The organism is Streptomyces sp. NPDC016469 (genome assembly GCF_040632905.1).
Taxonomy (GTDB): Bacteria; Actinomycetota; Actinomycetes; order Streptomycetales; family Streptomycetaceae; genus Streptomyces.
This window is the reverse complement of record NZ_JBEYCQ010000028.1, coordinates 70,844-95,654: the sequence shown is the minus strand read 5'-3', so window position 1 is coordinate 95,654 and position 24,811 is coordinate 70,844. Positions and strand designations below refer to the sequence as shown.

Annotated in this window: 22 protein-coding genes and 2 pseudogenes; 8 read left to right on the top strand and 16 right to left on the bottom strand. The window is 73.2% G+C overall.

Going from position 1 to position 24,811, the window contains the following annotated elements; genetic code table 11:
- The first annotated feature begins 36 nt into the window (after nt 1-36).
- Nucleotides 37-1,074 carry an NUDIX domain-containing protein gene (locus ABZ565_RS27610; protein WP_361032366.1) on the top strand — a complete coding sequence of 346 codons (1,038 nt, stop codon included), beginning with the start codon at nt 37-39 and terminating at the stop codon, nt 1,072-1,074.
- Here the strand turns inward: ABZ565_RS27610 and ABZ565_RS27605 are convergent.
- Nucleotides 1,033-1,743 (bottom strand): MBL fold metallo-hydrolase, encoded by a 711-nt coding sequence (locus tag ABZ565_RS27605; RefSeq protein WP_361032363.1) that lies wholly within the window; start codon nt 1,741-1,743, stop codon nt 1,033-1,035. The two genes, ABZ565_RS27610 and ABZ565_RS27605, sit on opposite strands and share 42 nt — an antisense overlap.
- Nucleotides 1,744-1,835: 92 nt before the next feature.
- Nucleotides 1,836-3,200, bottom strand: a complete 1,365-nt coding sequence (locus ABZ565_RS27600; protein ID WP_361032360.1) for a dipeptidase — start codon at nt 3,198-3,200, stop codon at nt 1,836-1,838.
- A gap of 184 nt (nt 3,201-3,384) precedes the next feature.
- Between ABZ565_RS27600 and ABZ565_RS27595 the strand changes: the two genes are divergently transcribed.
- Entirely contained in the window at nt 3,385-4,599 is a 1,215-nt protein-coding gene (locus tag ABZ565_RS27595; protein WP_361032357.1) for a geranylgeranyl reductase family protein, read from the top strand.
- Between the two features lie 38 nt (nt 4,600-4,637).
- On the opposite strand, the gene ABZ565_RS27590 is transcribed toward ABZ565_RS27595, so the two are convergent.
- Nucleotides 4,638-5,102 carry a nitroreductase/quinone reductase family protein gene (locus ABZ565_RS27590; protein WP_361032354.1) on the bottom strand — a complete coding sequence of 155 codons (465 nt, stop codon included), beginning with the start codon at nt 5,100-5,102 and terminating at the stop codon, nt 4,638-4,640.
- A 141-nt stretch (nt 5,103-5,243) separates the two neighbouring features.
- Here ABZ565_RS27590 and ABZ565_RS27585 point away from each other — a divergent pair, with 141 nt between their 5' ends.
- On the top strand, nt 5,244-5,972 hold the full coding sequence (locus ABZ565_RS27585) for a TetR/AcrR family transcriptional regulator (RefSeq protein WP_361032351.1): 729 nt from the start codon (nt 5,244-5,246) through the stop codon (nt 5,970-5,972).
- A 13-nt stretch (nt 5,973-5,985) separates the two neighbouring features.
- Here ABZ565_RS27585 and ABZ565_RS27580 read toward each other — a convergent pair whose 3' ends face one another.
- Together ABZ565_RS27580 and ABZ565_RS27575 are read right to left on the bottom strand one after the other, a co-directional pair.
- Nucleotides 5,986-6,741: a maleylpyruvate isomerase family mycothiol-dependent enzyme gene (locus ABZ565_RS27580; RefSeq protein WP_361032348.1), complete on the bottom strand. Its 756-nt coding sequence runs from the start codon at nt 6,739-6,741 to the stop codon at nt 5,986-5,988.
- A gap of 250 nt (nt 6,742-6,991) precedes the next feature.
- The gene (locus ABZ565_RS27575) at nt 6,992-8,215 is read right to left on the bottom strand and encodes an MFS transporter (RefSeq protein WP_361032345.1); all 1,224 of its coding nucleotides are present in this window, start codon (nt 8,213-8,215) and stop codon (nt 6,992-6,994) included.
- A gap of 155 nt (nt 8,216-8,370) precedes the next feature.
- On the opposite strand from ABZ565_RS27575, the gene ABZ565_RS27570 reads away from it, so the two are divergent.
- Entirely contained in the window at nt 8,371-9,585 is a 1,215-nt protein-coding gene (locus ABZ565_RS27570; RefSeq protein WP_361032343.1) for an ROK family protein, read from the top strand.
- Between the two features lie 33 nt (nt 9,586-9,618).
- Here ABZ565_RS27570 and ABZ565_RS27565 read toward each other — a convergent pair whose 3' ends face one another.
- From ABZ565_RS27565 to ABZ565_RS27540, 6 genes are all read right to left on the bottom strand, one after another.
- A complete protein-coding gene (locus ABZ565_RS27565) occupies nt 9,619-10,524 on the bottom strand; it encodes a phosphotriesterase (protein WP_361032340.1) in 906 nt (301 codons plus the stop codon).
- The gene (locus tag ABZ565_RS27560) at nt 10,518-11,099 is read right to left on the bottom strand and encodes a DUF4865 family protein (RefSeq protein ID WP_361032337.1); all 582 of its coding nucleotides are present in this window, start codon (nt 11,097-11,099) and stop codon (nt 10,518-10,520) included. Before ABZ565_RS27560 ends, ABZ565_RS27565 begins: the two co-directional genes overlap by 7 nt.
- A gap of 11 nt (nt 11,100-11,110) precedes the next feature.
- Nucleotides 11,111-11,509 (bottom strand): cupin domain-containing protein, encoded by a 399-nt coding sequence (locus ABZ565_RS27555; RefSeq protein ID WP_361032334.1) that lies wholly within the window; start codon nt 11,507-11,509, stop codon nt 11,111-11,113.
- 29 nt (nt 11,510-11,538) lie between these two features.
- Nucleotides 11,539-12,099, bottom strand: a complete 561-nt coding sequence (locus ABZ565_RS27550; RefSeq protein ID WP_361032331.1) for a TetR/AcrR family transcriptional regulator — start codon at nt 12,097-12,099, stop codon at nt 11,539-11,541.
- A 95-nt stretch (nt 12,100-12,194) separates the two neighbouring features.
- Nucleotides 12,195-12,713, bottom strand: a complete 519-nt coding sequence (locus tag ABZ565_RS27545) for an ATP-binding protein (RefSeq protein WP_361032327.1) — start codon at nt 12,711-12,713, stop codon at nt 12,195-12,197.
- A gap of 186 nt (nt 12,714-12,899) precedes the next feature.
- Nucleotides 12,900-13,241 carry a hypothetical protein gene (locus tag ABZ565_RS27540; protein ID WP_361032324.1) on the bottom strand — a complete coding sequence of 114 codons (342 nt, stop codon included), beginning with the start codon at nt 13,239-13,241 and terminating at the stop codon, nt 12,900-12,902.
- A gap of 228 nt (nt 13,242-13,469) precedes the next feature.
- On the opposite strand from ABZ565_RS27540, the gene ABZ565_RS27535 reads away from it, so the two are divergent.
- The gene (locus tag ABZ565_RS27535) at nt 13,470-14,606 is read left to right on the top strand and encodes a PLP-dependent cysteine synthase family protein (RefSeq protein WP_361032321.1); all 1,137 of its coding nucleotides are present in this window, start codon (nt 13,470-13,472) and stop codon (nt 14,604-14,606) included.
- Between the two features lie 4 nt (nt 14,607-14,610).
- On the opposite strand, the gene ABZ565_RS27530 is transcribed toward ABZ565_RS27535, so the two are convergent.
- Together ABZ565_RS27530 and ABZ565_RS27525 are read right to left on the bottom strand one after the other, a co-directional pair.
- Nucleotides 14,611-15,063 carry an SRPBCC family protein gene (locus ABZ565_RS27530; RefSeq protein ID WP_361032318.1) on the bottom strand — a complete coding sequence of 151 codons (453 nt, stop codon included), beginning with the start codon at nt 15,061-15,063 and terminating at the stop codon, nt 14,611-14,613.
- A 48-nt stretch (nt 15,064-15,111) separates the two neighbouring features.
- A complete protein-coding gene (locus tag ABZ565_RS27525; RefSeq protein ID WP_361032315.1) occupies nt 15,112-15,942 on the bottom strand; it encodes a DeoR/GlpR family DNA-binding transcription regulator in 831 nt (276 codons plus the stop codon).
- A gap of 242 nt (nt 15,943-16,184) precedes the next feature.
- Between ABZ565_RS27525 and ABZ565_RS27520 the strand changes: the two are divergent.
- Nucleotides 16,185-18,466: pseudogene (locus ABZ565_RS27520) on the top strand (hypothetical protein); the annotation flags it as partial.
- On the opposite strand, the gene ABZ565_RS27515 reads toward ABZ565_RS27520, so the two are convergent.
- The 3 genes from ABZ565_RS27515 to ABZ565_RS27505 all read right to left on the bottom strand — a co-directional run bounded on the left by ABZ565_RS27515 (nt 18,439) and on the right by ABZ565_RS27505 (nt 22,363).
- The gene (locus ABZ565_RS27515; protein ID WP_361032312.1) at nt 18,439-20,862 is read right to left on the bottom strand and encodes a right-handed parallel beta-helix repeat-containing protein; all 2,424 of its coding nucleotides are present in this window, start codon (nt 20,860-20,862) and stop codon (nt 18,439-18,441) included. The pseudogene ABZ565_RS27520 and the gene ABZ565_RS27515 sit on opposite strands and share 28 nt — an antisense overlap.
- A gap of 201 nt (nt 20,863-21,063) precedes the next feature.
- Nucleotides 21,064-21,660: a hypothetical protein gene (locus ABZ565_RS27510; protein WP_361032310.1), complete on the bottom strand. Its 597-nt coding sequence runs from the start codon at nt 21,658-21,660 to the stop codon at nt 21,064-21,066.
- A 226-nt stretch (nt 21,661-21,886) separates the two neighbouring features.
- Entirely contained in the window at nt 21,887-22,363 is a 477-nt protein-coding gene (locus ABZ565_RS27505) for a DUF6643 family protein (RefSeq protein ID WP_361032307.1), read from the bottom strand.
- A gap of 705 nt (nt 22,364-23,068) precedes the next feature.
- Between ABZ565_RS27505 and ABZ565_RS27500 the strand changes: the two are divergent.
- Both ABZ565_RS27500 and ABZ565_RS27495 read left to right on the top strand, forming a co-directional pair.
- Nucleotides 23,069-23,215: pseudogene (locus tag ABZ565_RS27500) on the top strand (DUF5954 family protein); the annotation flags it as partial.
- A gap of 234 nt (nt 23,216-23,449) precedes the next feature.
- Nucleotides 23,450-24,805 carry a TerD family protein gene (locus ABZ565_RS27495; protein ID WP_361032304.1) on the top strand — a complete coding sequence of 452 codons (1,356 nt, stop codon included), beginning with the start codon at nt 23,450-23,452 and terminating at the stop codon, nt 24,803-24,805.
- Nucleotides 24,806-24,811: the final 6 nt, after the last annotated feature.

The following is a 24,811-nucleotide window of genomic DNA, read 5'->3' as shown; positions in this document are numbered from 1 at the left end:
CAAGCCACAGGGGGCTGCTACGGAAGAGGGGGAACCGTGATCGTCTGGATCAACGGTGCGTTCGGCGCCGGAAAGACCAGCGCCGCGCGTGAACTGATCGATCTGATCCCGAACAGCACCTTGTACGACCCGGAACTCACCGGGACGGGGCTCGGAAGCCTGCTGCCCCAGAAGAAAATGGCCGAGGTGACGGACTTCCAGGACCTGCCGATCTGGCGGCGCCTCGTGGTGGACACCGCCGCCGCGCTCCTCGCCGAGCTGGGCGGGGTTCTCGTCGTGCCGATGACGCTCCTGCGGCAGGAGTACCGCGACGAGATATTCGGCGGCCTGGCCGCCCGGCGCATACCGGTGTGCCATGTGCTGCTCTCACCTGAGGAAACGATCCTGCGCACCCGCATCGCCCACCGGGCGCAGTACCCGGGCGACGTGGAGGGCGTGGACCCGACCGGCCGCTGGGCGTACGACCGGATCGAACCGTACCGATCGGCCCTCGGCTGGATCACCGGGGACGCCCACACGATCGACAACAGCGCGCTCACCCCGCGCGAGACGGCGGAGCGCATAGCGGAGGCCGTGCGCACCGGCGCCGCGCCCGCCTGCGAGATCGTCCAGACCCCCGAGCCGACCGCGGAGACCGTCGCCTCCGGGGTGCTCCTCTTCGACGAGCACGACCGGTTCCTGCTCGTCGACCCCACGTACAAGCCCGGCTGGGAGTTCCCCGGCGGCGTCGTGGAGGCGGGCGAGGCCCCCGCCCAGGCCGGGATCCGGGAGGTTGCCGAGGAGATCGGCATCCATCTCGAACGGGTGCCCAAGCTGCTCGTCATCGACTGGGAGGCGCCCGACCCGCCCGGGTACGGAGGTCTGCGCCTCCTCTTCGACGGCGGACTGCTGCCCCGGGCGGACGCGGAACGGCTGCTGCTCCCCGGCTCCGAACTGCGCGGCTGGCGGTTCGTCACCGAGGCGGAGGCGGCCACCCTGCTGCCGCCCACCCGCTACGAGCGGTTGTGCTGGGCGCTGCGGGCCCGCGAACGCTCAGCCGTGCTCAACCTGGAGGCCGGCGTCCCCGTCGGCTGAGGCCCGCAGGACCGCGGCGGCGTCCTCGGTGAGGGGGTCGCCGTGGCCGAAGCAGACCGTGGCCGGTTCCAGTGCGGCCAGGCGCCGGAACGAGGCCACGGCCTGCTCCCGGTCGATGTTGAAGACGCCCAGCATCACCTGCCCCACCCCGGCCACGCAGTCGCCCGTGAACAGCACGCCGTGCCCGGGCAGATGCACTCCGATGGAGCCGGGCGTGTGCCCGGGGGAGTGGACCACCCGCGCCCCGCCCCCGAACGGCAGCACCGCCCCGTCCGACAGCTCGGTGTCGACCCGGGTCGGGGGAGCCGGAGGGACGGTCAGCGCGTGCTCGTACAGCGGGCGCTCCCAGTCCAGGAGCACCGGCTCCCCGACCTCCTCCTCGCCCCGGATCACCGGCGCGTCCAGCCGGTGCGCCAGAATCTCGGCACCGTGGCGGTCGGCCAGCTTCTGGGCGGCGCCGTAGTGGTCACGGTGGCCGTGGGTGATGACGATCCGGGCGAGGTCGGCGGGATCGTGGCCGAGGCCGCGCACCGCCTCCTCGATGGCGGGCGCCGCGTTCACGTCGCCCGCGTCGATCAGAGTCAGCTCCGTCCCGTCGCGCCAGAGGTACGCCTGGCCGATCGGGAAGCGGAACATGTGCAACCGCGGAAGCACTTCTACGAGATCCATGCGGCGAACGTAAGCGGCCGCGTCCGGTCACCGCATGGATCTACGCTCTCGGCGAGCTTCGCTCAACGCGTAGCCCGGCTCCCGACGAGGACTCAGACCGCTTTCGACGCCGCGTAGTTGCGCAGGAACAGCGCCTCGGTCACGGACAGCCGTTCCAGCTCCTCGGGCGACACGCTCTCGTTCACCGCGTGGATCTGCGCTTCCGGCTCGCTCAGCCCGATCAGCAGGATCTCCGCGTCCGGGTACAGCCCGGCCAGCGTGTTGCAGAGCGGGATCGAACCGCCCATGCCGGAGGACTGCATCTCCTGGCCCGGGTACGCGACCCGCATGGCGTCGGCCATCGCGGTGTACGCCGGGCTGGCGATGTCCGCGCGGAACGGCTGTCCCTGGCCGACCTGCTCGACCGAGACCTTCGCACCCCACGGGGTGTGCGCGAGCAGGTGCGCGGTCAGCAGCTTCGTGGCCTGCTCCGCGTCCTGCCCCGGCGGCACCCGAAGGCTGATCTGCGCGCGGGCGCTCGCCTGCACGGACGGGGTCGCACCGACCACCGCGGGGCAGTCGATGCCGATCACGGTCACGGACGGCCGCGCCCAGATCCGGTCGGCGACCGAGCCGGTACCGACGAGCCCGACCCCGTCGAGGACCTTGGCGTCCTTGCGGAACCCCTCCTCCGGGTACTGCAGACCGTCCCACTCCTCGTCCGCGGTCAGGCCGTCGACCGTGGTCGAGCCGTCCTCGGCGCGCAGCGAGGCGAGCAGCTGGATCATCGCGGCCAGCGCGTCGGGCGCGGCACCGCCGAACTGCCCGGAATGCAGATTGCCCTCCAGGGTGTCCAGCTGGACCCGCAGCATCGTCATCCCGCGCAGCGTCGACGTCACGGTCGGCAGGCCCGCCCGGAAGTTGCCGGTGTCACCGATCACGATGGTGTCGGCGGCGAGCAGTCCCGGGTGCGCCTCGGCGTACCGCTCCAGGCCGCCGGTGCCCTGCTCCTCCGAACCCTCCACGATCACCTTGACCGAGACGGGGACTCCGCCGTCCGCCTTCAGGGCGCGCAGTGCGAGCAGATGCATGATGAAGCCGCCCTTGCAGTCGGCCGTCCCCCGGCCGAACCAGCGCCCGTCACGCTCCGTCAGTTCGAACGGCGGGGAGATCCAGGCGGCCTCGTCCAGCGGCGGCTGTACGTCGTAGTGCGCGTAGAGCAGCACGGTCGGGGCGCCCGCCGGACCGGGCAGGAAGCCGTAGACGGACTGGGTGCCGTCCGGGGTGTCGAGCAGGGCCACGTCCTGGAAGCCCTCCGCACGCAGCGCGGCGGCGACCCACTCGGCCGCGCCCTCGCACTCGCTCTTCGGATAGACCGCGGGGTCCGCCACCGACTGGAAGGCCACCAGCTCGGTCAGCTCCGCCTTGGCGCGGGGCATCAGTGAGGCGACGGTCTCGGGAATCGGATGGCCGGTCATGGGGCACGCTCCTGGTAGGTGCGACGTTATGTGTACGTTTCCGGTTACTCGCCCGCCCGGAGTGCGGCGTCGCGGGTACGTCGGAGACTCGGCCGATCCTCCCACAGCGGATCTCGGCCAGAACGCGCCGTAGGATGCCGTGAGCAGCTTGGGCCACTGGTGGGATCGGGAGCAGAAGCACATCGTGAGCAGCGAGAACGCAGACGCCGGACATGAGCACGAAGAGTCGTCCGTGTGGGATGTCGTCGTAGTCGGCGCCGGACCGGCGGGAGCCTCCGCGGCATACGCGGCGGCCGTCGCCGGCCGCAAGGTACTGCTCCTGGAGAAGGCGGAGCTGCCCCGGTACAAGACGTGCGGCGGCGGCATCATCGGATACTCGCGCGACGCGTTGCCGCCCGGGTTCGAACTGCCCCTGCGGGACCGGATCCACGCGGTCACCTTCTCGCTCAACGGCAGACTGGCGCGCACCCGCCGCTCCAAGCGGATGCTCTTCGGCCTCATCAACCGCCCCGAGTTCGACGCGGGGCTCGTCGAGCAGGCACAGAAGGCCGGTGCCGAGCTGCGCACCGGCGCAACCGTCTCGCGGGTGGAGCAGCACGGAGCCGCGGTGCCCGACCGGCGCACCGTCGCCGTCGTGCTGTCCGGCGGCGAGACCGTCCTGGCCCGTGCGGTGGTCGGCGCCGACGGCAGCGCCGGGCGGATAGGGGCGCATGTCGGGGTGAAGCTCGACCAGGTCGACCTCGGCCTGGAGTCGGAGATCCCGGTGCCGCCCACCGTCGCGGAGGACTGGGCGGGCCGCGTCCTCATCGACTGGGGCCCCATGCCCGGCAGTTACGGCTGGGTCTTCCCCAAGGGCGACACCCTGACGGTCGGCGTGATCTCCGCGCGCGGCGACGGCGCCGGCACCAAGCGGTATCTGGAGGACTTCGTCGCGCGCCTCGGCCTCGCCGGATTCGAGCCCAAGATCTCCTCCGGGCACCTCACGCGCTGCCGCAGCGAGGACTCGCCGCTCTCGCGCGGCCGGGTGCTGGTGTGCGGTGACGCGGCCGGCCTGCTGGAGCCGTGGACCCGAGAGGGCATCTCCTTCGCGCTGCGCTCGGGACGGCTCGCCGGTGAGTGGGCGGTCCGCGTCGCCGAGGCGCACGACGCGGTGGACGCCCGCCGCCAGGCGCTCAACTACGCCTTCGCCATCAAGGCCGGGCTCGGCGTCGAGATGAGCGTCGGCCGGCGCATGCTGAAGCTGTTCGAGCGGCGCCCGGGCCTGCTGCACGCCGTCCTGACGGGCTTCCGCCCGGCGTGGAACGCGTTCGCGGGCATCACGCGCGGCACGACCTCACTGGCCGAGCTGGTCCGTTCGCACCCGCTGGCCCAGCGGGCGCTCTCGGCGATGGACCGCTAGAACGCGGGCTCTCCGGGGCTGACGTGCCATCCGGCGCGTCAGTCCTCTTCGCTGATCCGGAAGACGGGGTGGTCCGGACAGGCCGCCAGGATCTCGGCGTCCGTGGACTTCGCCGTGATGCCCTGGAAGTACTGGTTGACCTCCCAGCCCCACCGCTCCAGGTAGGCGCGGACGACAGCCGTCTTGTGCGCGTCGTCCGCGATCTCCACGGCCGAGAAGGCCCGCGTCCTGCGGCCGCGGCGCAGCTCCCCGCCGCCCGCCGCCCGCATGTTGCGCACCCACTGCGAGTGGCCACGGGCGGAGACCAGATACCGCACGCCCTCGTAGGTGTGCGGGTTGACCGGGACGCGCTGCATCTTGCCGCTCCTGCGGCCCCGCACCGACAGCTCCTGCGAGCCGAGCAGGCTGATTCCGTGCCGCGCGAGCCAGCCGACGAGGCTGTTGAAGCGGACGGTGAGCGGGCTGCCCTGCAGGTAGTACGGCTGCGTCTGAGACGGCGACATGGTGTGACCCCCATAGCGGATAGAGCATTTCCGAGAGCGGTGCTCTCGCTTGAGATCAGTGTGCACGGATGCGGTGCTCAAAAGCAAGAGCACTGCTCTCGTTATTGGTCGCTGCTCTGTGCACATGGCAGACTGAGGCTCATGAGCGCTATCCGGGGAGCCAGGGAACGGGCCCGTATCGAGGTCACCGCCGCCATCAAGGACGAGGCGAGGAAACAGCTCGCCGCCGAGGGCGCGGCGAAGCTGTCACTGCGCGCCGTCGCGCGCGAGCTGGGCATGGCCTCCTCGGCCCTCTACCGCTACTTCCCCAGCCGGGACGACCTGCTGACCGCCCTCATCGTCGACGCGTACGACGCGGTCGGCGAGGCCGCCGAGCACGCCGATCGCACCGCCATTGATCGCGCCGCCGCCGGGAAGCCCGGCGCCCCCGCCACCGGTCTCACCCGCTGGGTCGCCGTCGCCTGCGCCGTACGCGACTGGGCGCTGGCCCACCCCCACGAGTACGCGCTCATCTACGGCTCGCCCGTGCCCGGTTACTCGGCACCGCAGGACACCGTCGGCCCCGCGGCGCGCGTCGGCATGGTGCTCATCGCCATCGTGGAGGACGCCCGCCGTGACGAGGGCCTGGCGCTTCCGCCGCTCCCGGACGAGCTGCGCCCGGAGGCCGAACGGCTCGCCGCCGATCTGGCCCCCGGGCTGGCACCGGCGGTGGCCGCCCCGCTCGTCGCGGCCTGGTCGCAGCTGTTCGGGCTGATCTCCTTCGAGGTGTTCGGCCAGTTCAACCGGGTGGTGGAGGCCCGCGAGGTCTTCTTCCGCCAGGCCGTCACGGAACTGGCCCGCACGGTGGGCCTCCTGGGCCGGCGCGGCTGATTCCGGTACGGCGTCAGGACCAGGTGATCGATGAGTTGTCGCGCCAGAGCCGGGCCAACTCCTCGTCGCCGCTCACCGCGAGGGCGGTGAGCGGAAGCCGGTTCCAGAGGGCGAGGTAGAGCGTCCCGGCCGGCGCGCTCAGCTCGCAGTCCACGGCGGGCGAGCCGGCCGGTGCCTCCTCGCGCACCGCCGCCGGCGGCTCGGCGGACAGCCCCACGGTCCACACGGTGTCCGTGTCCGTCGCCCGCACCCGCAGCGTGCGCGGGCTCCCGGTGCGCACCCGGCTCTTCGGGCGGGCGTGCATCCCCCGCAGCAGTTCGTCGATGCCGTCCAGCGCGTGGGCGGGTGCGACGGGGGAGAGGTCGCCGCCGCGCGCGGACTCGGCGTCCACCCGGTGGATCGTCGTCTCATGGGCCTGGCGGCGGGCCCAGAAGGCCAGCGGTGAGGGCGCGGGGAGGAAGGACCAGCACTCCACGTCCTGCGGCGCGTTCTCCAGCGCCTCCACCAGGAGGCGGTGCCCTTCGCGGAAGTGGGCCAGCAGCTCCGGCCCGTCCAGCTCCGGTTCGCCGCCGTCGGGGACGTACGAGGTGTGTCCCTCGCGTACGAAGGCGGCGGCCCAGGCGTGCACCATGGCGGTGTGCCTGAGCAGATCGCGCACCCGCCAGTCGGGACAGGTCGGCATCGGGGCCCCGGGGCCCGCCACTTCGGCCGCGTCCGCCAGCAGGCGGCCCTCGGCGGCCAGGGCCGCTATGTGTTCCGTGGTCTTCATGGCCGGATTGTGCCACCCGGGCGGACCCCGGAGGGCGGGCCGGTCAAGTGCCCCGGGGACGGATCGTACGGTTCCGGCGGGGCGGCGCCGCGTACCAGCCGAACGAACCAGCCCGGCGCCGGCGACTGGTCGAAGGACTCCGCCCCGGTCGCCGAGCGGGAACACGAGGACGCCCGGCGCCGCCGGCCGGAACAGCCTGGCACCGGCGACCGAGGCGCCCTCGTGGGCGACGAACAGGTGTCCGCGGCGGTCACATGTGCGCCGCCTTGCGGGCGCCGTAACCCAGGGCCGCCGCCGCACCGGCCAGCACCGCCACCGTGGTCAGGGCCACCGGCAGCGAGAACCAGTCGGCCAGGAACCCGATCGCGGGCGGCCCGAGCAGCATCCCGCCGTAACCGAGCGTCGAGGCCGCCGCGACCCCGCCGGGTCCGGCCAGCTCGCCGGCCCGGCCGACCGCCACCGGGAAGATGTTGGCGAGGCCGATCCCGGTGACCGCGAAGCCGAGCAGCGCCAGCCAGGCCGTCGGGGCGAGCGAGCCCAGGAGCATGCCGGCGGCTGCCGTGGCGCCGCCCGCCACCAGTGTGCGGGTCTGCCCGAGCCGTTCGAGGAGGGCGGTGCCGCTGAGCCGGCCCGCCGTCATGGCCAGCGCGAACAGCGAGTATCCGGCGGCGGCCACCCCGGGACGGGCATGCAGGTCCTGTTCCAGGTGGAGGGCGCCCCAGTCGGCCAGCGCGCCTTCGCCGTACGCGGTGCAGAGCGCGATCAGGCCGAAGAGCAGCACCACCTTGCGCGCCCGCCCCGACAGCCGCTGCGCGGACCGGCCGGCGGGTGGGGAGTCCGCCCGCTCCGGGGCCACGGGCGCCGGGTGCCGCAGGAGGACCGGGCCCGCGAGCGCGGTGACGACCAGTCCGATTCCGGTCAGGAGGGAGAGGTGCACGGAGGGCGAGAGGCCGCCCGCGACGAGCCCGCCGAGCCCCGCGCCGAGCATCCCGCCGAGGCTGAACGCGGCGTGGAAGCTGGGCATCACGGGCCGGCGCAGTGCGGCGACCAGGTCCACCGCCGCGCTGTTCATCGCCACGTTCGCCCCGCCGTAGGCGGCGCCGAAGAGCAGGAGCACCAGCCCCAGCGACAGGGCCGAGTGCGTCCGGGCGGGCAGCGCGATGCTGAGGGAGAGGAGGACACCGCAGACCACGGTCACCGCGTGGCTGCCGAACCGGCGGCAGAGCCGGCCGGTGAGCGTCATGGTGACCACGGCACCGGCGGAGACGCCGAGGAGCGCGAGGCCGAGGGTGGCGGCCGAGGCGCCGGTCTGGTGCTTGATGGCCGGGATGCGGACCACCCAGCCGGCGAAGAGGAAACCGTCGAGGGCGAAGAACACGGTCAGCGCGGTACGGAGACGGGCCGACGAGAGCGGGGCGGTGTTGCCGCCAAGTCCCCCCGGGAGTGCCGTCCGCAGTTTGTTTAGTTGCGGCACAAACTCAGCATAGGGGTGGTCCGGCGGCCGGTGCAAGACGGATGCCCCGCCCGGCCCGAAGCGTTCGGCCCCGGAGTGCGCGGGGGCCGGTCACCCGGGGCAAGTCGGCCACCACGGCGTCGGAGGAACCTCCGGATCATGGGAGACTCGCCCCCATGAACGGCAAGGCGACCACCACCCGGACGAAGTTGGAGAGGGGCCGCAGCGCGCTCGGACCCGCCCTGGAACTGGTCCACACCGGACGCGCGCCCACGCGTGCGGTCCTCACCTCCGAGCTGGGGGTCACCCGCGCGACGGCGGGCGCGGTCGCCGCCGAACTGGAAGCCCTCGGCCTCATCCGGGTCGACTCCAGCCCCGGCTCCGCGGCGGGTTCGCAGGGCCGGCCCTCGCACCGGCTGGCCGTACGGGAGTCCGGTCCGGTGGCCGTCGCCGCCCAGGTGCACGCGGACGGCTTCCGCGCCGCGCTCGTCGGCCTCGGTGGCCGGCTCGTCGCGACCGCCCCCGGCTGCGTCACCATCACCGCCGACCCGGCCCAGGTCATCGGCGAGGTCGTGGACCACTGCGCACGGCTGCTCCGGGACAGCGGACTGCGGTGCGTCGGGGCCGGGCTCGCGGTGCCGTCGGCGGTCGCCGAGCCGGAGGGCACCGCCCTCAACCCGCTCCACATCGCCTGGCCGGCCGGCGCCCCGGTCCGCGAGATCTTCGCCACCTGCGTACGCGAAGCGGGCATCGAGGGACCGGCGTTCACCGGCAACGACGTCAACCTCGCCGCGCTCGCCGAACACCGGCACGGCGCCGGGCGCGAGGCCCAGCACCTGCTGTGCGTCGCCACCGGACACCGGGGCGTGGGCGGGGCGCTCGTCCTCGACGGCCGCCTGCACACCGGGAGTTCGGGGCTCGCCCTGGAGGTCGGCCACCTCACCGTCAACCCCGAGGGCCGCCCCTGCCACTGCGGGGGGCGCGGCTGCCTGGACGTCGAGACGGACCCGCTCGCCTTCCTCACCGCCGCCGGGCGCACCCCGGGCCCCGAGGAGTCGCTGCTCAAGCAGTCCGGGGACCTGCTGCGCAACGAGTACGCGGACCCGGTCGTGCGCACCGCAGCCGAGGAGCTGATCGACCGGCTCGGCCTGGGGCTCGCCGGTCTCGTCAACATCCTCAACCCGGACCGGATCATCCTCGGCGGGCTGCACCGCGCCCTGCTCGACGCCGACCCGGAGCGGCTGCGGGCGGTGGTGGCCGACCGCAGCCTCTGGGGCCGCAGCGGGAGCGTGCCGATCCTGCCCTGCACCCTCGACCACAACAGCCTGGTGGGTGCGGCGGAGCTGGCCTGGCAGCCGGTCCTGGACGACCCGCTGGGGGCGCTGGCCTGAGAGGGCGGTGCGGGGCCGCGGCCTCGAACGCCCTCAGGCCCCCCGCACCGGCGCCTCGAACGCGAACGCCCGCGCAGGATTCGCCACCAGGACCGTCTCCATGGCCTCGGCGCCCAGCACCTCCTCCAGGCGGGGCCGCAGCCGGCGCAGCAGGTACGGCATGCCGGGGGTCTCCGGGACCGTCGTGTCACCGCCGAGCAGCAACTGCCCGGTGACCCCCGCCCCGGCCAGCTCCGCCAGCTCCTCCGGCAGCCGCCAGTCCGTCGCGTGGTTGGCCCGCGACGGCCCGTCGAACGCCAGGAAGGCGCCCGCCCGCGCCGCCTCCCGCTGCACCGCCCCGTCCGGAGAGCGGCCGAGGTGGCCGAGGATCACCCGGTGCGGCGGGACGCCCAACTCCCCGCACAGCAGCTCCAGGACGTCGAGCGCGGCCGTGCCCAGCTCCAGGTGGACGGCGATCGGCGCGCCCGTGCGGTGATGGGCCCCGGCCGCCGCGGTCATGGTGAGCCGGGCGTGCGCGTCGAGCGTGTGGAAGGCGCCGGCCACCTTGATCAGGCCCGCCCGCACCCCGGTGGCGCCGATGCCTTCGGTCAGTTCGGCGACGAAGAGCGCGGCGAGGTCGTCCTTGATCCGGTCCAGCAGCTCCGGCGGGTAGTGCGCCGCCTGGTGCAGCCCCGTCGCGGCGACCACGTGCGTGCCCGTCGTCCGGGACAGCTCGGCCAGGACGTCGGCCCCGCGCCCCATGCCGTGCGGCGTCCACTGCACGACGGCCCGGCCGCCCAGCGCGTGGAAGGCGCGCAGCCGGTCGGCCGCCGACACGGGGTCGTCCAGCTCCTGGCCCGGCAGCACCGGGCTGCGCAGGAAGAGGTGGTCGTGGGCGTCGCAGACTCCCAGCCGCTCGGGCGCGATGTCACCGAGGACGGTTCGGACGGCGGCTACCACTGGCGCCCCTTCGTGATCAGGTCCTGCTCGGGGCGGCTGAGGTGGAGCACCCGGTAGCGCTCGCCGGGCGCGGCCGGGGCGTCGTGGTCCCAGAGAGTGAAGCGCAGGAGCTCCCAGTGGCGGGGGTCGACCGCCAGGGCCGAGGCGACGGCACCGGGTGTCTTCGCGAGCCGGCGGCTCTCCTCCAGCGCCGCTTCCACCGCGTCGGCCGGGGAGAGCGACGCCGGTACGGGCGAGCGGTGGCGGGTCGCCGAGCGGGGGACTGCGGAGGCCGCGGGCCCCTCCTCGTACGAGAGCCCGGTCCAGTGCTGCACCACGGGGCGCCCGAAGTCCTGGACCACGCCCTGGAATCCGGAGCCCCAGAGGAACGCGTTCATGCCCTCGGGCCGGGTCCACAGGTAGAACGGCGCGTACTGGTTGACCGGCGAGTCGTCGCCCCGCTCCCGCATCAGATACGCCTTGAGCCCGAGCCCGGGGAAGTCGTCCAGGAGATGGCCCCTGGTCGCCACCCGGTGGCGGATGACGCCCATGTCGTAATCGGCCGGCAGGGTGATCTCGTACTGCATGGCATGCATCGGAGGGCTCCTCAGGACGCCGGGTAGTCGGCGACGCGGGCGTCGGTGTGCCAGTGGATGGTGCTGCCGTCCTCGGCGGCCTCGACCACGGCGAGATGGGTCATGAACGTGCGTGGGGACGCCCCGTGCCAGTGCCACTCGTCCGGCTCGATCCATACGGTGTCGCCGGCCCGGATCGTCTCGACCGGGCCGCCCCTGCGCTGCACCAGGCCCTCGCCCCCGGTGACGTGCAGGACCTGGCCGTGCGGGTGGGTGTGCCACGAGGTGTGGCCGCCCGGTGCGAAGTGCACGCTGAACATCCGCAGCCGGGAGGGCGGTTCGGGAGCGGCGATCTCGTCGAGCCACACCGCCCCGTTGAAGTGTGCGGAGGGACCCGGCCGGGTGTCGGGACGGTTCCTGGTGATGCGCATGCGCGGCTGCTCCTGAATCGGTCGATGGGTCAGGCGGGCGGGGCGAGCAGGGTCAGCAGTCCTCGTACGCCCGCGTCGAACGCGTCCGTCGAACCCGAGGCGCGGGCCAGCACATAGCCGCCCTGCACCGTCGCGACGATCGAGGCGGCGATGTCCTCGGGCACCACGCCGGAGGCGAACTCGCCCCGGTCGACGCCCTCGCGGACGATCCCGGCGAGCCTGCCGCGCAGCCAGGAGATGGTCTCGTCCACCGGCTCCCGCAGCTCGTCGTTCGCGATGATGTCCGGGTCCATGGTCAGCCGCCCCACCGGGCAGCCGCGCAGCACGTCGCGCTCGCGCAGCAGGTAGGCCGCGATCCGCTCGTACGCCGACCCGGGCGCGTCGAGCACCCGGTCCGCGGCCTCCCGCAGCTCGTCGGCCGTGCGGCGGATGGCGGTGAGGGCCAGATCCGGTTTGCCGGTGAAGTGGTGGTACATGCTGCCCTGGCCCACACCGGCGTGCTGCTGGATGGCCTTGGGGCTCATGCCCACGTAACCGCGCTCCCACAGGAGCTCCCGGGTGGCTTCGATCAGACGGTCCGGAGTGCTCATGCCAGCAGTGTACATACTAGTAGGTACAGAAAGGGACCGCTGTCGCGCATACGCGAGCGGGGCACCCCCGGTCGGGATGCCCCGCTCCTGTCCTGTCAGCCCACCACGACCGACCGCGACGTCGAGGGCGGTGACCCCTCCAGATGCTTCAGGGCGCTCAGATCGAACGGCCCGTCCGTGGTCGCCCCGTGCACCATGTGCGACGGCGGGGCGAGCGGCGCCGGTGCGGGAAGCGTGAACCACACGACCTTCCCCGCGCCGCCCCGGGGGCGCGCCCCCCAGCTCTCGCTGACCGCGGCGATCAGTGCGAGCCCGCGCCCCGACGTACTGGAGTCGTCGGCCTCGCGCACGGTCGGCAGCCGTGGATCGTGGTCGTGGACGGACACCGTGAGCCGGTCGAGGAGCAACTCGATCTCGACGGTGCATGACTTGTCCGGCTGTGCGTGCCGGTGGACGTTGGTGAGGAGCTCGGTGACGCCCAGCGCTGCCTGGTCGATCAGGGAATCGAGATGCCAGTAGCGCAGTTGCGCCGAGATGATTCTGCGGACCTGACCGATCCGCGACGGCAGGGCCTGGAGCTCCACCGTGCAGTGCCTGCTTGGCTCGCTGATCACGGCTGCGACTCCCCGAAATAGGTCCGGAAGAAGACGAAGGGACGGATCCAGCACATGGCTCGCTGCTGAGTCCGGGCCGGCGGCCTGGATCACAGTGTCACCGCCGGTACACCATGAGTGACGCGACTCCAATGTCGCTCAGGGCACACGGCTCCGCAACTCGCGGTCTCCCGCACCCCACCGGCCTCAGGAGCGACGGCCCCCCGCGCTGTACAGCGCCTCCAGGAACCGGCGCGAGGGTGCCGCGTCACCGGGTTTGCCGTCCGGTCGCCGCATCGTCAGCCGGTACCGCCTCCCGTTGACCCGCGCCACCGTGGCGTCCGCCCCCGCGAACCACGGTCTGCCCGCGCTCACCGTCCCCACCGGCGCACTGTCGATCTCCCGCCCGTAACTCGTCAGGAGGGCCACCCGGCCATCCTTCACGGTCACCTGCCCCGCCCTGGTGACCGAGCGCGCCCACCGGTCGATGCGCACACCGGTCGCACTGAACTCCGTCACGCCCGTCGCCCTGAACTCCGTTTCCGACATGGCCCCTTCGCCCCCTTCGACGTACCTCTGAGACGAAGTGTGCCCATCCGGGGGCGTGCACACCAGAGCGGGACGGTACATAAACGGCGCATTCGGGCCGCGCGGGGGCGCATGGGTACGGTCCGCGACACCAAGGCACTGCTATGGACCATCAAAGTCAACGTTTGTGCAGGTGGGGGGCATATCGTGGGCCCCGCCGAGACCGGTCGTACGAGGAGAAGCGCGCAGATGGACACCACCGAGCACGGGCACGGCGGCGCAGCCGCGCCGACCGTCGACATCGACCGCTCCGACCCGGCCTACCGCGCCTGGCTCAAGGAGGCCGTCCGCAAGGTCCAGGCCGACGCCAACCGCTCCGCCGACACTCATCTGCTGCTCTTCCCGCTCCCGGAGCGCTGGGGCATCGACCTCTACCTCAAGGACGAGTCGACCCATCCCACCGGCAGCCTCAAGCACCGGCTGGCGCGTTCGCTCTTCCTCTACGGGCTCTGCAACGGCTGGATCAGGCCGGGCAAACCGGTCATCGAGGCGTCGAGCGGTTCGACCGCCGTCTCGGAGGCGTACTTCGCCAAGCTGATCGGCGTGCCGTTCATCGCGGTCATGCCCCGCACCACAAGCCCGGAGAAGTGCCGGCTCATCGAATTCCACGGCGGACGCTGTCACTTCGTGGACGACTCGCGCCGGATGTACGAGGAATCGGCCCGGCTCGCCGCCGAGACCGGCGGTCATTACATGGACCAGTTCACCTACGCCGAGCGGGCCACCGACTGGCGGGGCAACAACAACATCGCGGAGTCGGTCTACCAGCAGCTGCGGCTCGAACGCTATCCCGAACCCGCCTGGATCGTCGCCACCGCCGGCACCGGCGGAACCTCCGCCACCATCGCGCGCTACGTGCACTACATGCAGCACGACACCCGGATCTGCGTGCCCGACCCGGAGAACTCCTGCTTCTTCGACGGCTGGACGCACCACGACCCGCACGCCACCAGCGACTGCGGCTCCCGCATCGAGGGCATCGGCCGGCCCCGCATGGAGCCCAGCTTCGTCCCCGGCGCCATCGACCGGATGATGAAGGTCCCGGACGCGGCGAGCGTCGCCGCCGTGCGCGCCCTGGAACGGGCCATCGGGCGCAAGGCCGGCGGCTCCACCGGCACCGGCCTGTGGAGCGCCTTCAAACTGATCGCCGAGATGGTCGCCCGGGGCGAGCGGGGCAGCGTCGTCACGCTGATCTGCGACCCCGGCGACCGCTACCTCGACAAGTACTACTCCGACTCCTGGCTGGCCGCGCAGGGCCTCGACATCGCCCCGTACACCCGGACCATCGACCAGTTCCTGGCCACCGGCAGCTGGCCGGAGGGGTGACCCCTCAGCCGTACCGGCCCGCCGGACGGTCCAGCATGGCGTCGAGCACCCGGCCGAAGACCCGCCTCCCGGCACCGGCCAGCAACGGGTCGGCCCAGCGCGGCAGCAGCCGTACGCCCAGCTCCTCCACCCACACCACATGCGAGCCGGCCCGGTTCGGATACACATCGATCGACGCGCGGCCCAGCACCACCCGGCCGCGCTTCTCCAGCCGGCACATCCCCGCCCGGCTCCCGGCCGGCGGCGACCAGCGGACCACTTCCATCGGATCGTCGAACGCCAGCGGACCCACCCCGGTGCGCGCCACGAACACCGTCCCGACCCGGGTCGGCAGCCCCGTCGGCACCGTGATCGTGGTCAGCGGCACCTGCGCGGCATGCCGCTCCCAGTCCGTCACCCGGCGCCAGGACTCGGCTGCGGGCAGGGAGGTGAAACGCTCGATCCGGAACACGGCCACACCGAGATCCTAGGGCGTGACAGCCCTGCCGCGAGCTGAGCGGAAGTCTCAGCCCTCGGCGGACTCGTCGCCGGCCACCAGCAGGCCCGGCAGATGCTCCTCGATCTCCGCCCGCGCACCCGCGGGCAGCCCCGCATCCGTGACGAGCGTGCTCACCTCGTCCAGCGAGGCGAACGAGCTGAGGCCCACCGTGCCCCACTTGGTGTGGTCGGCGACCACCACCACCCGGCGCGCCGACTGCACGAACCGGCGGTTCGTCTCCGCCTCGGCGAGGTTCGGCGTGGACAGCCCCGCCTCCACCGAGATCCCGTGCACCCCGAGGAACAGCACATCGAAGTGGAGCGCCGCGATCGCCCGGTCCGCGACCGGGCCGACCAGCGAGTCGGACGGGGTACGCACCCCGCCGGTGAGCACGACCGTCGCCGCACCCGGCCGGCCGCCCGGAGCGCCGGGCCGCTGCGCCGCGTGGAACACATCCGCGACCCGCACCGAATTCGTCACGACCGTCAGGTCCGGCACCTCCAGCAGATGCTGGGCCAGCGCGTACGTCGTGGTGCCCCCGGACAGGGCGATCGCACTGCCGGGCACGGCCATCGCGGCGGCGGCCCGGGCGATGTCCTCCTTGGCGCTCAGCTCCAGCGTCGACTTCGCCTCGAAACCGGGCTCGTGGGTGCTCGCCTCGACCACCGGGACGGCGCCACCGTGCACCTTCTCGATCACACCCTGCCGGGCCAGCGCGTCCAGGTCCCGGCGGACGGTCATGTCCGAGACGTTCAGCTTCCGGGTCAGCTCGTTGACCCGGACCCCGCCGCGCCGGCGCACCTCGTCGAGGATCAGCGCGCGCCGCTGCTCCGCGAGCAGATTCTGATTCTCGCTCAACGCCGGGCCTCGCCCTTCCGTCTGGCCGTACAGGAGTCCGCATCGACGGACTCATCCTGCCACGCGCGGTGTCGCGGGCCCCCGCCCGGGGGAGATTCGTCAGTAACGGTGACCGGCCATCAGCCGCCTTCCCCCCCGGCGAGAGCGAGACGCACGTGCCCCCTCCCACCCCTGCCCCGCGCAGCCCCGGCCCCGCGCTGGAATTACTGGTCCACGGGGTGGGCGGGACCACCCCCCAGGAAATGCTGGTCGACCCGCGCACGGTCCGGGTCACCGGCGACACCACCGCGGCCATCTACCGGCGCTCCGCCGACGTCGACGCCGAACAGCACCCCGAGCGGTACCGCGACAAGCCCATCGCCGAGGCGTACTGCTGGTCCAACCTCACCTCCGGCAACGGCTCCCGCGCGCTGTGGCTGCTGCTGCTCCCGTTCATGGTGATCAACCTCGCCCACTGGATGCGCCCCACCGCCCGGCGCCGCCCCCGCGCGATCCGGCTGTACGGCGTCCTCGTGCGGCTCATCGCGCTCAGCCTCACCGTGCTGCTGACCGCCGCCGCCTGCGAAGTCGCCCTCGACCTCACCGCCTGGCAGTGCGCGGGCGTCGCCGCCTGCTCCGAGAAGCGCTCCTGGCTCGGCTTCCTCTCCGCCGAGCAGGGCGGCTGGTGGTCCCAGCCCGGCCGCCGCCTCGCACTGGCCGCCCTGGTGCCGGCCGCGCTGGTCGGGCTGCTCTGGTTCCTGTCCAACCGCACCTGGAGCGCCTACGAGTCCCAGCGCCCGATGACCGAGGCGGACCCGGACGACGCGGAGGACGACGGCCCCGCACCCGCCGCCCACCCCGTCCGCCCCGCGCTCGGACGTCCCGGATTCTGGTACGGGCGGCGCCTCGTCGCCCGGCTGCGTGCCGCCCACACCGCGGCCGGCTTCCTCACCGTCGCCGCCGCCGTCACGGAGGCCGCCGCCCGCCACGACCGCGCCGTCCCCGGACCGGTCGCCCCGCTCCTCGGCCGGCTCATCGAAGGGGCCCTCGCCGCCGGGCTCGTCGTCGTGCTCTGGGTGGTCTGCCGCCGGGGCCGCAGCGAACGGCGCCTCGACAACCGGCTCGACCGGGCGGCCATCACCTGGCTGCCCGGCGCCGCGCTGGCTCTCCTCGCCCTCGCCGCCGTCCACGCCGCCTGGCCGCGCCCCGGCTGGACCTCCTCCGGAAGGCTTCCCGGGGACGTCACGCTGTTCCGGGCGGTCAGCGTCGCCGAGGGCATCCTGGTGGTCCTCCTCGCGGCGATCTCCCTCTACCTGTACCGGTGCTGCCCCGATCCGCGCACCGTCCTGCGCGGACTCGGCGGACCGGCCGTCGCGATGCTCGCCTGCGCGCTCGGCGGCGTGATGACCGGCGGCGTCGCCCAGCGCGTCGCCGACTGGCTCGACGGACCCGGCAGCCCGGGCATGGGGCGCAGCGCTTTGATAGAGGGGCCACCGGTGCTGCTCAGCTGGCAGGCGTCGGTCATCCCCGTCCTCCTCCTGCTGCTCCTGGTGCCGGGCGCCGTCCTCGGGGTACGGACCTGGCTGGCGGCCCGCAGGCTGGAACCCGTGGTCGACGCGGAGTACGGGGAGCCGTTCCCCGACCCGGCACGGACCCAGCGGATCGCCCGCATCCGGGCCACAGCCGCGCTCACCGACTCGGCACCCGGCATGGTGGGGATCGTCTCCGGAGCCACCCTGTTCCTGGGCGCGGGGGCGGTGGCCGGGTCCTGGGCCGCCGGCGAGGTCCCCGGACTCGCGCTGGAGGGCAGCGGTCCGTTTCTCGAATCGGTGGCCGAGGCGGCGCAGTCCACCGGCTCCTGGCTGATCGGTTTCGGCTTCCTCGTCTTCGTCGCCTGCGGCAGACGCGCCTACCGGGACGCGTCCGCCCGGCGCACGATCGGCATCCTCTGGGACGTGGGAACGTTCTGGCCGCGCGCCGCCCACCCCTTCGCGCCGCCCTGCTACGCGGAGCGCGCCGTGCCCGACCTGGCCTCCCGCATGTCCGGCTGGACCGGCCGCACCCGGGGACGGCTCGTCATCTCCGGCCACTCCCAGGGCAGCGTGCTCGCGGCCTCCGCGGTCTGGCAGCTGCCCGCCCGCACCCGCTCCCGGGTCGCCCTGCTCACGTACGGATCGCCGATCGAACGGCTTTACGCCCGCTGGTTCCCGGCGTACTTCGGGGCCGGGCAGCTCCACGGGCTGCACCGCTCCGTGCACTGCTGGCGCAATCTGTGGCGGGCCACCGACCCCATCGGCGGCGCGATGCGGCTCGGCGAGGAATCCGGCCCCGAGGTCGACCGGGGCCCGCTCAGGGACCCGCTGGTCTACGGCCGGACGCCCGAACACCCGCTGCCCGAGCCGGTGCTCGGCCACTCCGACTACCAGGCCGACCCCGTCTTCGCCGAGGAGCGCGCCGCCCTGCTGGAACGGCTCGACCCGGTGCTGCCCCAGCAGGCGGAGCCCGTCGGCGAGGGCGTCAGGGCAGTTCCGGGAGGTCCTCCGGATACAGCAGAGTGAGGTCGTCCGTGCTCGGATCGGCGAGCTGGGCGACCCGGCCGGCGTGCCGCTCGACCATCGACTCGAAGGTCTGGCGAGCGGTGCGCCCGTTGCCGAAGGCCGGCCCCTTGGGCAGCTCGGTGAAGTACTTCAGCAGCGCCTCACCGGTGCCCGACGCCAGGTCGTACTCGTGCTCCTGGGACTGCTGCTCGACGATCCGCAGCAGCTCGGCCGGCTCGTAGTCGCTGAAGGTGATGGTCCGCGAGAAGCGGGACGCGACCCCGGGGTTGACGGTCAGGAACCGCTCCATCTCCTGGGTGTACCCGGCGACGATGACCACCACCGCGTCCCGGTGGTCCTCCATCAGCTTCACCAGCGTGTCGATCGCCTCCCGGCCGAAGTCCCGGCCGGAGTCCTCGGGCGACAGCGCGTACGCCTCGTCCACGAACAGCACCCCGCCGCGCGCCCGGTCGAACGCCTCCTGCGTACGGATCGCGGTGGAGCCGATGTGCTCACCGACCAGGTCGACCCGGGACACCTCGACCAGATGGCCGCGCTCCAGCACCCCGAGCGCGGCCAGGATCTCGCCGTACAGCCGCGCCACCGTGGTCTTGCCGGTGCCCGGGGATCCGGTGAAGACGAGATGGCGGCGGACCGACGCGGCCTTGAGGCCCGCCTCCCGGCGCCTGCGCCCCACCTCGATCATGTCCGTGAGCGCCCGCACCTCCCGCTTGACGCTGTCCAGGCCGACCAGCGCGTCGAGCTCGCCCAGGACCTCTCCCGAGGTGCGCGCGGGCTCGGCGGGCGGCGCCGGTTCCACGGGGCGCGGTGCGGGGACCGAACCGAGCAGCCCGGGCGAGGTCTGCGTGGCCGTCAGGACCGGGGCCGGCGGGGGAGTGGCGGTGCGCAGCCCGCTCTCGTCGCTCGTGCAGTCCTCCACGACCGGCCCGCTTCCCGTGCCGCCCAGGAGGCCGGTGCCCTCCGGCAACTCGTAACCGCCGCGCGCGCACCGCTCGGTGCGGCACCGGGTGAGCGTCGTCCGGCAGCCCTCCATCACATGGAAGCCGTACCCCTCGCTGCCCGTGACCCGGCAGCCGTTGAACGTCCCCCGGCCCTCGGCCGACACATAGAAGCCGGCCTCGGCGGGCGAGGTCACCGTGCACCGCTCGATCACCGGGTCGGCGCCCTTGGTGACGATCACGCCCGTCTGCGCGGCGTCGACGGTGCAGTTGTTCAGCGTGCCGCCGCTGCCGTGGTCCCGGAACCAGGCGCCGGTCGACGCCTCCCGGATGCGGCAGTCGTCCAGCTGCGCGGTCGCCCCGTCGCTGACCGACACCGCGGTGTTGCGGACCTGGGAGAGATCGCTGTCCACGACATCGGCGCGGGAGCCCCGGTCGAGGACGAACAGGGCGTCCGGCACGTCGTGGACCCGGCAGGAATCCAGTATCACCGTCGCCCCGTCGCTGACCCAGACCGCCGGGTAGTCGCCCGTACTGTCGTGGATCTCGCACTGGTTGGCGTCGACCCGGGTGCCGGGGTCCCACACCGAGAGCCCGTTGCGGCCGAAGCGGCGCACGGTCGAGCGGGTCAGCGTCAGAACCGCCCGCGAACGCAGATCCACCGCGTTCTCCGGGATGTCGTGGATGTCGCAGTCGGCGAGCGTGAGCACCGCGTCGGTGTCCAGCGTGACGCCGTCCGCCGAGGTGCGGTGCACCGTGCAGTCGGTGAGATGGGCCGAGGCGCGGGCGGTCACCTGGATCCCGCTGCCCTTGATCTCGTACACCTCGCAGCCCAGCGCCTCCAGACCGCTGCCCTCGCCGGTGACGGACAGGCCCGCGCCCGAGGCGTGGTGGACCCGGCAGCGTTCGAGCCGGGGGTGTCCGCCGTCGCGCACGGCGACCCCGGACTGCCCGGCCGAGACGATCTCGCACTCCTCGAACACCCCGCCCGCGCCGTCGAGCACGGCGATGCCGACGCCGGCCGGATTGTCGACGGTGCACCGGCGCACGGTGGGCCGGGCCGCGCCGCGCACCTCGACGCCGGCCGCCGAGCGGGTCACGATCCGTACGTCCGCTATCTCCGGTGCGCCGTCCTCGACGAGCACGGCCGGGGCCGCGGAGTCCTGCCCCTCCACATGGAGGTCCTGGACGACGGCGGAGGCGCGCAGCGTCAGCGGCACCCCGTCGGCGGGAGCGATGCGCACGGAGCCGACGGAACCCTCCGGGCCCCGCAGCGTGACCGCGCGGGCGATGACCAGGTTCTCCCGGTACGTGCCGGGCGCGACGGTGAGCACATCACCGTCCGCCGCCGCTTCGAGCGCCGCGGTGAGGGAGGTGTATTCGCCCGTGCGGCGCCGCCACCGCGATGTGCCGGTGTGCGTCACCTGGACCGTGCCCTGTGCCATGGCGCTGTCGTGCCCCCGCCTCGTGCGTGTGTGATGCCCGTGTCACCGGCCTCGCGGCAGCGACCAGCCGGGGTCCGCCTGCCGAAGAGCGACGGGCGGGCCGGTCCACCGTAGCGCGCGCGGACGCCGGGAGTTGACCCGATGCGCAGGTCCCGGCGCCTGCCCGGGAGACCGGAGCCGGGAGACTCGGCCCGGCTCCGGTCAGCTGCCGGTGCCCGTCCTGCCCCAGTCCGGCCCGACCGCCGCCCAGGCCCGGTCGAGCCGTTCGTACCGCCGCCATGTCATGCGCCTCAGGACCAGGCGGCGGACGCACTCGATCAGCAGGGCGGACATCATCGCGGCCCCGAACCCGGCGAGCGCGGCGTGCGTGTGCGCCGTCGGTATGTCCATCGGACGGAGCGCCGGGTCGCCTGCGCGGTCGGTCCAGATCCGGACCCGGGCTCCCGGCGCCGCGTTGCGCGAGGCGGTCGTCACCGTCGCCGTGCGGGCCGCGCCGGCCGGGGTGTGCCACCGGGCCACCACTTCGGTCCGGGTCATGGCGCCGCCGGATATCTCGGGGTCGGCGACATGACGGGCGCCGGCCACCCGCCGCACCACGACGGCCGTGGTGAGGTGACGGTCCGCCCGCTGGGCGCGCACCGACGCCTGGAGCGCCGCGTCCGTCCGGGCCCCGCAGAGCCAGCCGACCGCGGGGGCCGCCAGCATCAGCATCAGGAAGGCGGCCAGGGCCAGCCACGCCTCGTACCGGTCCGTCGCCCGGCGCAGCGGATTGTGCCGCCAGCGCCAGACACCCGCCATCGCTCGCACGGTCCCCGCACCCCCTTCCGCACCCGTCCCCACCCGGTACGGTGCCGTCCACACGCCGAGGCCGCGCGGTGTGGGCGGCCCACCGTGCTCAACGCGCGGCCCGTCCCCGCGAGTTCCCGGCGCCCCGGACCGGGCACGGAACGCGGAACGGCGCACAGGCCCGTGTTGCCGGGCACCCCGCCCCGGGCCGTGCGCCGCCTGATCCGGGCCGAAGGTTCTAGTAGCCCCGGCCGCCCTGGTAGGGCCGGCCGTACGGGTCCTCGTACGGGGACTGCGCCGGGACGGGCCGGGGCGCGGCGGGGCGCATCGACTCGTAACCCGACGTCGGCGCCGGACGCTGCTGCTGCGGCGGGGGCGCCTGGTACATGCCGCGGCCACCGGCCGGCTGCTGCGGGATGTACGGCGCCGGCGCGTGCTGGAGCTGCGCGGGCTGCATCGGTGCGTAGCCCTGCTGCGCCGTCGGCTGGGGGTAGCCGTAGGACTGCTGGGGCTGGGAGGGGGCCGCGGGAAGCGCCGGCAGGGCCGACGGGAGCGCCGGCAGATAGCTGTTGCCGGTGTCGTAGGCGGCGGGCACTCGGATCGGTGCGATCTGAGGGGTGCCCCGCTCCGCGACGAGGGAGTCGTAGATCGGGGTGTCGGCAAACGACGGCGCGGCGTAGTAGCCGCCACCGTAGGTGGAGCGGGGGGAGGTCATGACACCTAAGTTAAGCCCACGATGTGCAGATTGGGGAGTCCCAATTTTATGGTCATCGGTTTTACCTTCCCTCTACCGGCCTGACCTGCTGAAACATCGTTGTCTTCGCAGGCCCGTACGCGGAGGAATCGCCCTGTGAATCACCGCCGATCCATGGCTCTCATTCCGGTGCTCTTCACATTGGTGCTCACCGCATGCTCACCGGACTCGACCGCGCGGTCCGAATCCGGCCGCGCGGCGGTGGGGGAACGGCCGGCCGCGGCGGATGACGCGCCCTGCTCGGCCGCAATCTCCGCCCCGCCGCCCCGGTCGGCGCCGAGGCGTGGACCGACGAACAGGGCCGCGTCGTACGTGTGCGCGGAGGGATGCACTTCGCATCCGGCCCCGGCATTCGGGCTTCACTCGAACTCGCCGATTTCCAGAGCGCAATTCCGGTGAGTGCCCCACCGGGCGGCAATGAGGCGCACCGGGAGTGGTGAGGCTCGGCCCCGAGCCTCACCCGCCGTGGGCGGCGAGTGGCAACCCGGCGATCCCGGACGGCACTTACGGAGGACGATCCGGCGAAAGCCGCGTACACGCCGTCGGTTGACGCCAGGATGACGCCATGAACGAACACGGTGCGCGCCCCGCCGGCCGGCCGGTGCTGGTGAGGATTCCGGTGGAGCCCGCCGAGGCCGCGATCGAGGCCGACGCCTTCGACGCGGCATCGCGCAACAGACTGGCCGCGCCGAGGCGGCCGACCGGCTGCGCGCGGGCCGCCGCGATGAGGTCGAGGCCGGCGACACCGCCTACCGGATCGCCCGCTCACGGCGCCTGCTGCGCTGGGGGCCCGACGGCCCGGAGAACCAACGGCCGTCCGACGTCACCATGGTGGAGCCGATGGCCCTCCCTCCCCGACTGGACGCGAAGGGTGTCGTCCACAGCGGCGAGGAGGGCGCGCGGCTGGAGGACACCGCCACTTCATGCCGTGAGGATGTGGGCGGGCGCCGCGTGCACGGGTCCGGGCGCCCGTACCCGCCCCTCGGTGGGTCCCGAGGCGGGTACGGCATTAGGTTGACCCGGAAAGGTCTCGGAAGCGGACTCGTGATGGGGGCGAGCATGACCATGCAAAAGGGAACCAATGTCCCAGTGGCGGCCCAGGCCGTGCGTGTCGAAATGGGGTGGCGCACCGCCCCGGGGACACCCGATGTGGACGCCTCCGCACTTCTCCTCCTCGGCTCGGGCAAGGTGCGCAACGACGGCGACTTCGTCTTCTACAACCAGCCGGCCCACTCCTCCGGCGCGGTGCGCCACGAGGGCAAGCGCAACGCCGGGGGCGCGGCGACCGACACCCTCGCGGTCGACCTGGCACGGGTGGAGCCGGCCGTCGACCGCGTGGTGCTGGCCGCTTCGGCCGACGGCGGCACGTTCGGCCGGGTGAGCGGACTGTACGTCCGCGTCCTGGACGCGGCGAACGGCGCCGAACTCGCCCGCTTCGACAGCTCCGACGCCACCGTGGAGACGGCCTTCATCCTCGGTGAGCTCTACCGGCGGCAGGGCGCCTGGAAGTTCCGGGCGGTCGGCCAGGGCTACGGCTCCGGGCTCGAAGGGCTCGCCACGGACTTCGGTATCTCCGTGGACGAACCCCAGCAGCCACACCCGGCCCCCCAGCCCCAGCAGCCCCACCCGGCCACCCGGGTCACCGCCACCCCGCCGCCTCCGCAGTACCCGCAGCCGCAACAGCCGACGCTCGCCGCGCCGATGGCACCCCCGATGGCCCCGCCGGCCCCCCCGGCTCCTCCGGCACCGCCCGTCACCCAGCCCGTCCGGCTGACCAAGGTGACGCTCACCAAGGAGTCGCCGTCCGTCTCGCTCACCAAGCAGGGCGGCACGTCCGGCGCCATGCGCGTCAACCTCAACTGGGAGGTGCGCAAGCAGTTCAAGGGCTGGGGCAGCAAGCTGGGCCGGGCCGTGGCGAACCACTCGGACCTCGACCTCGACCTCTGCGCCCTGTACGAGCTGACCGACGGCCGCAAGGGAGTCGTCCAGGCCCTGGGGAACGCCTTCGGTGCGCTCCACCAGCCGCCGTTCATCCACCTCGACGGCGACGACCGCACCGGTGCCGTCTCCACCGGCGAGAACCTGACGATCAACCTCGACCACAAGGCACAGCTCCGCCGGGTCCTGATCTTCGTCACCATCTACGAGGGCGCCCGCAGCTTCGCCGACCTGCACGCCACCGTCACCCTCCAGCCCCAGCACGGCGCGCCGATCGACTTCTCGCTGGACGAGTGCACGGTCCCGTCGACCGTCTGCGCGCTGGCGCTCATCACCAACACGGGGAACGACCTCACCGTGCAGCGCGAGGCCCGCTACCTGGTGCCGCAGCGCGGCGTCAGTCCGCAGCGCACCATCGACCACGCCTACGGGTGGGGCATGAACTGGACCCCGGGCCGCAAGTGACCCGGC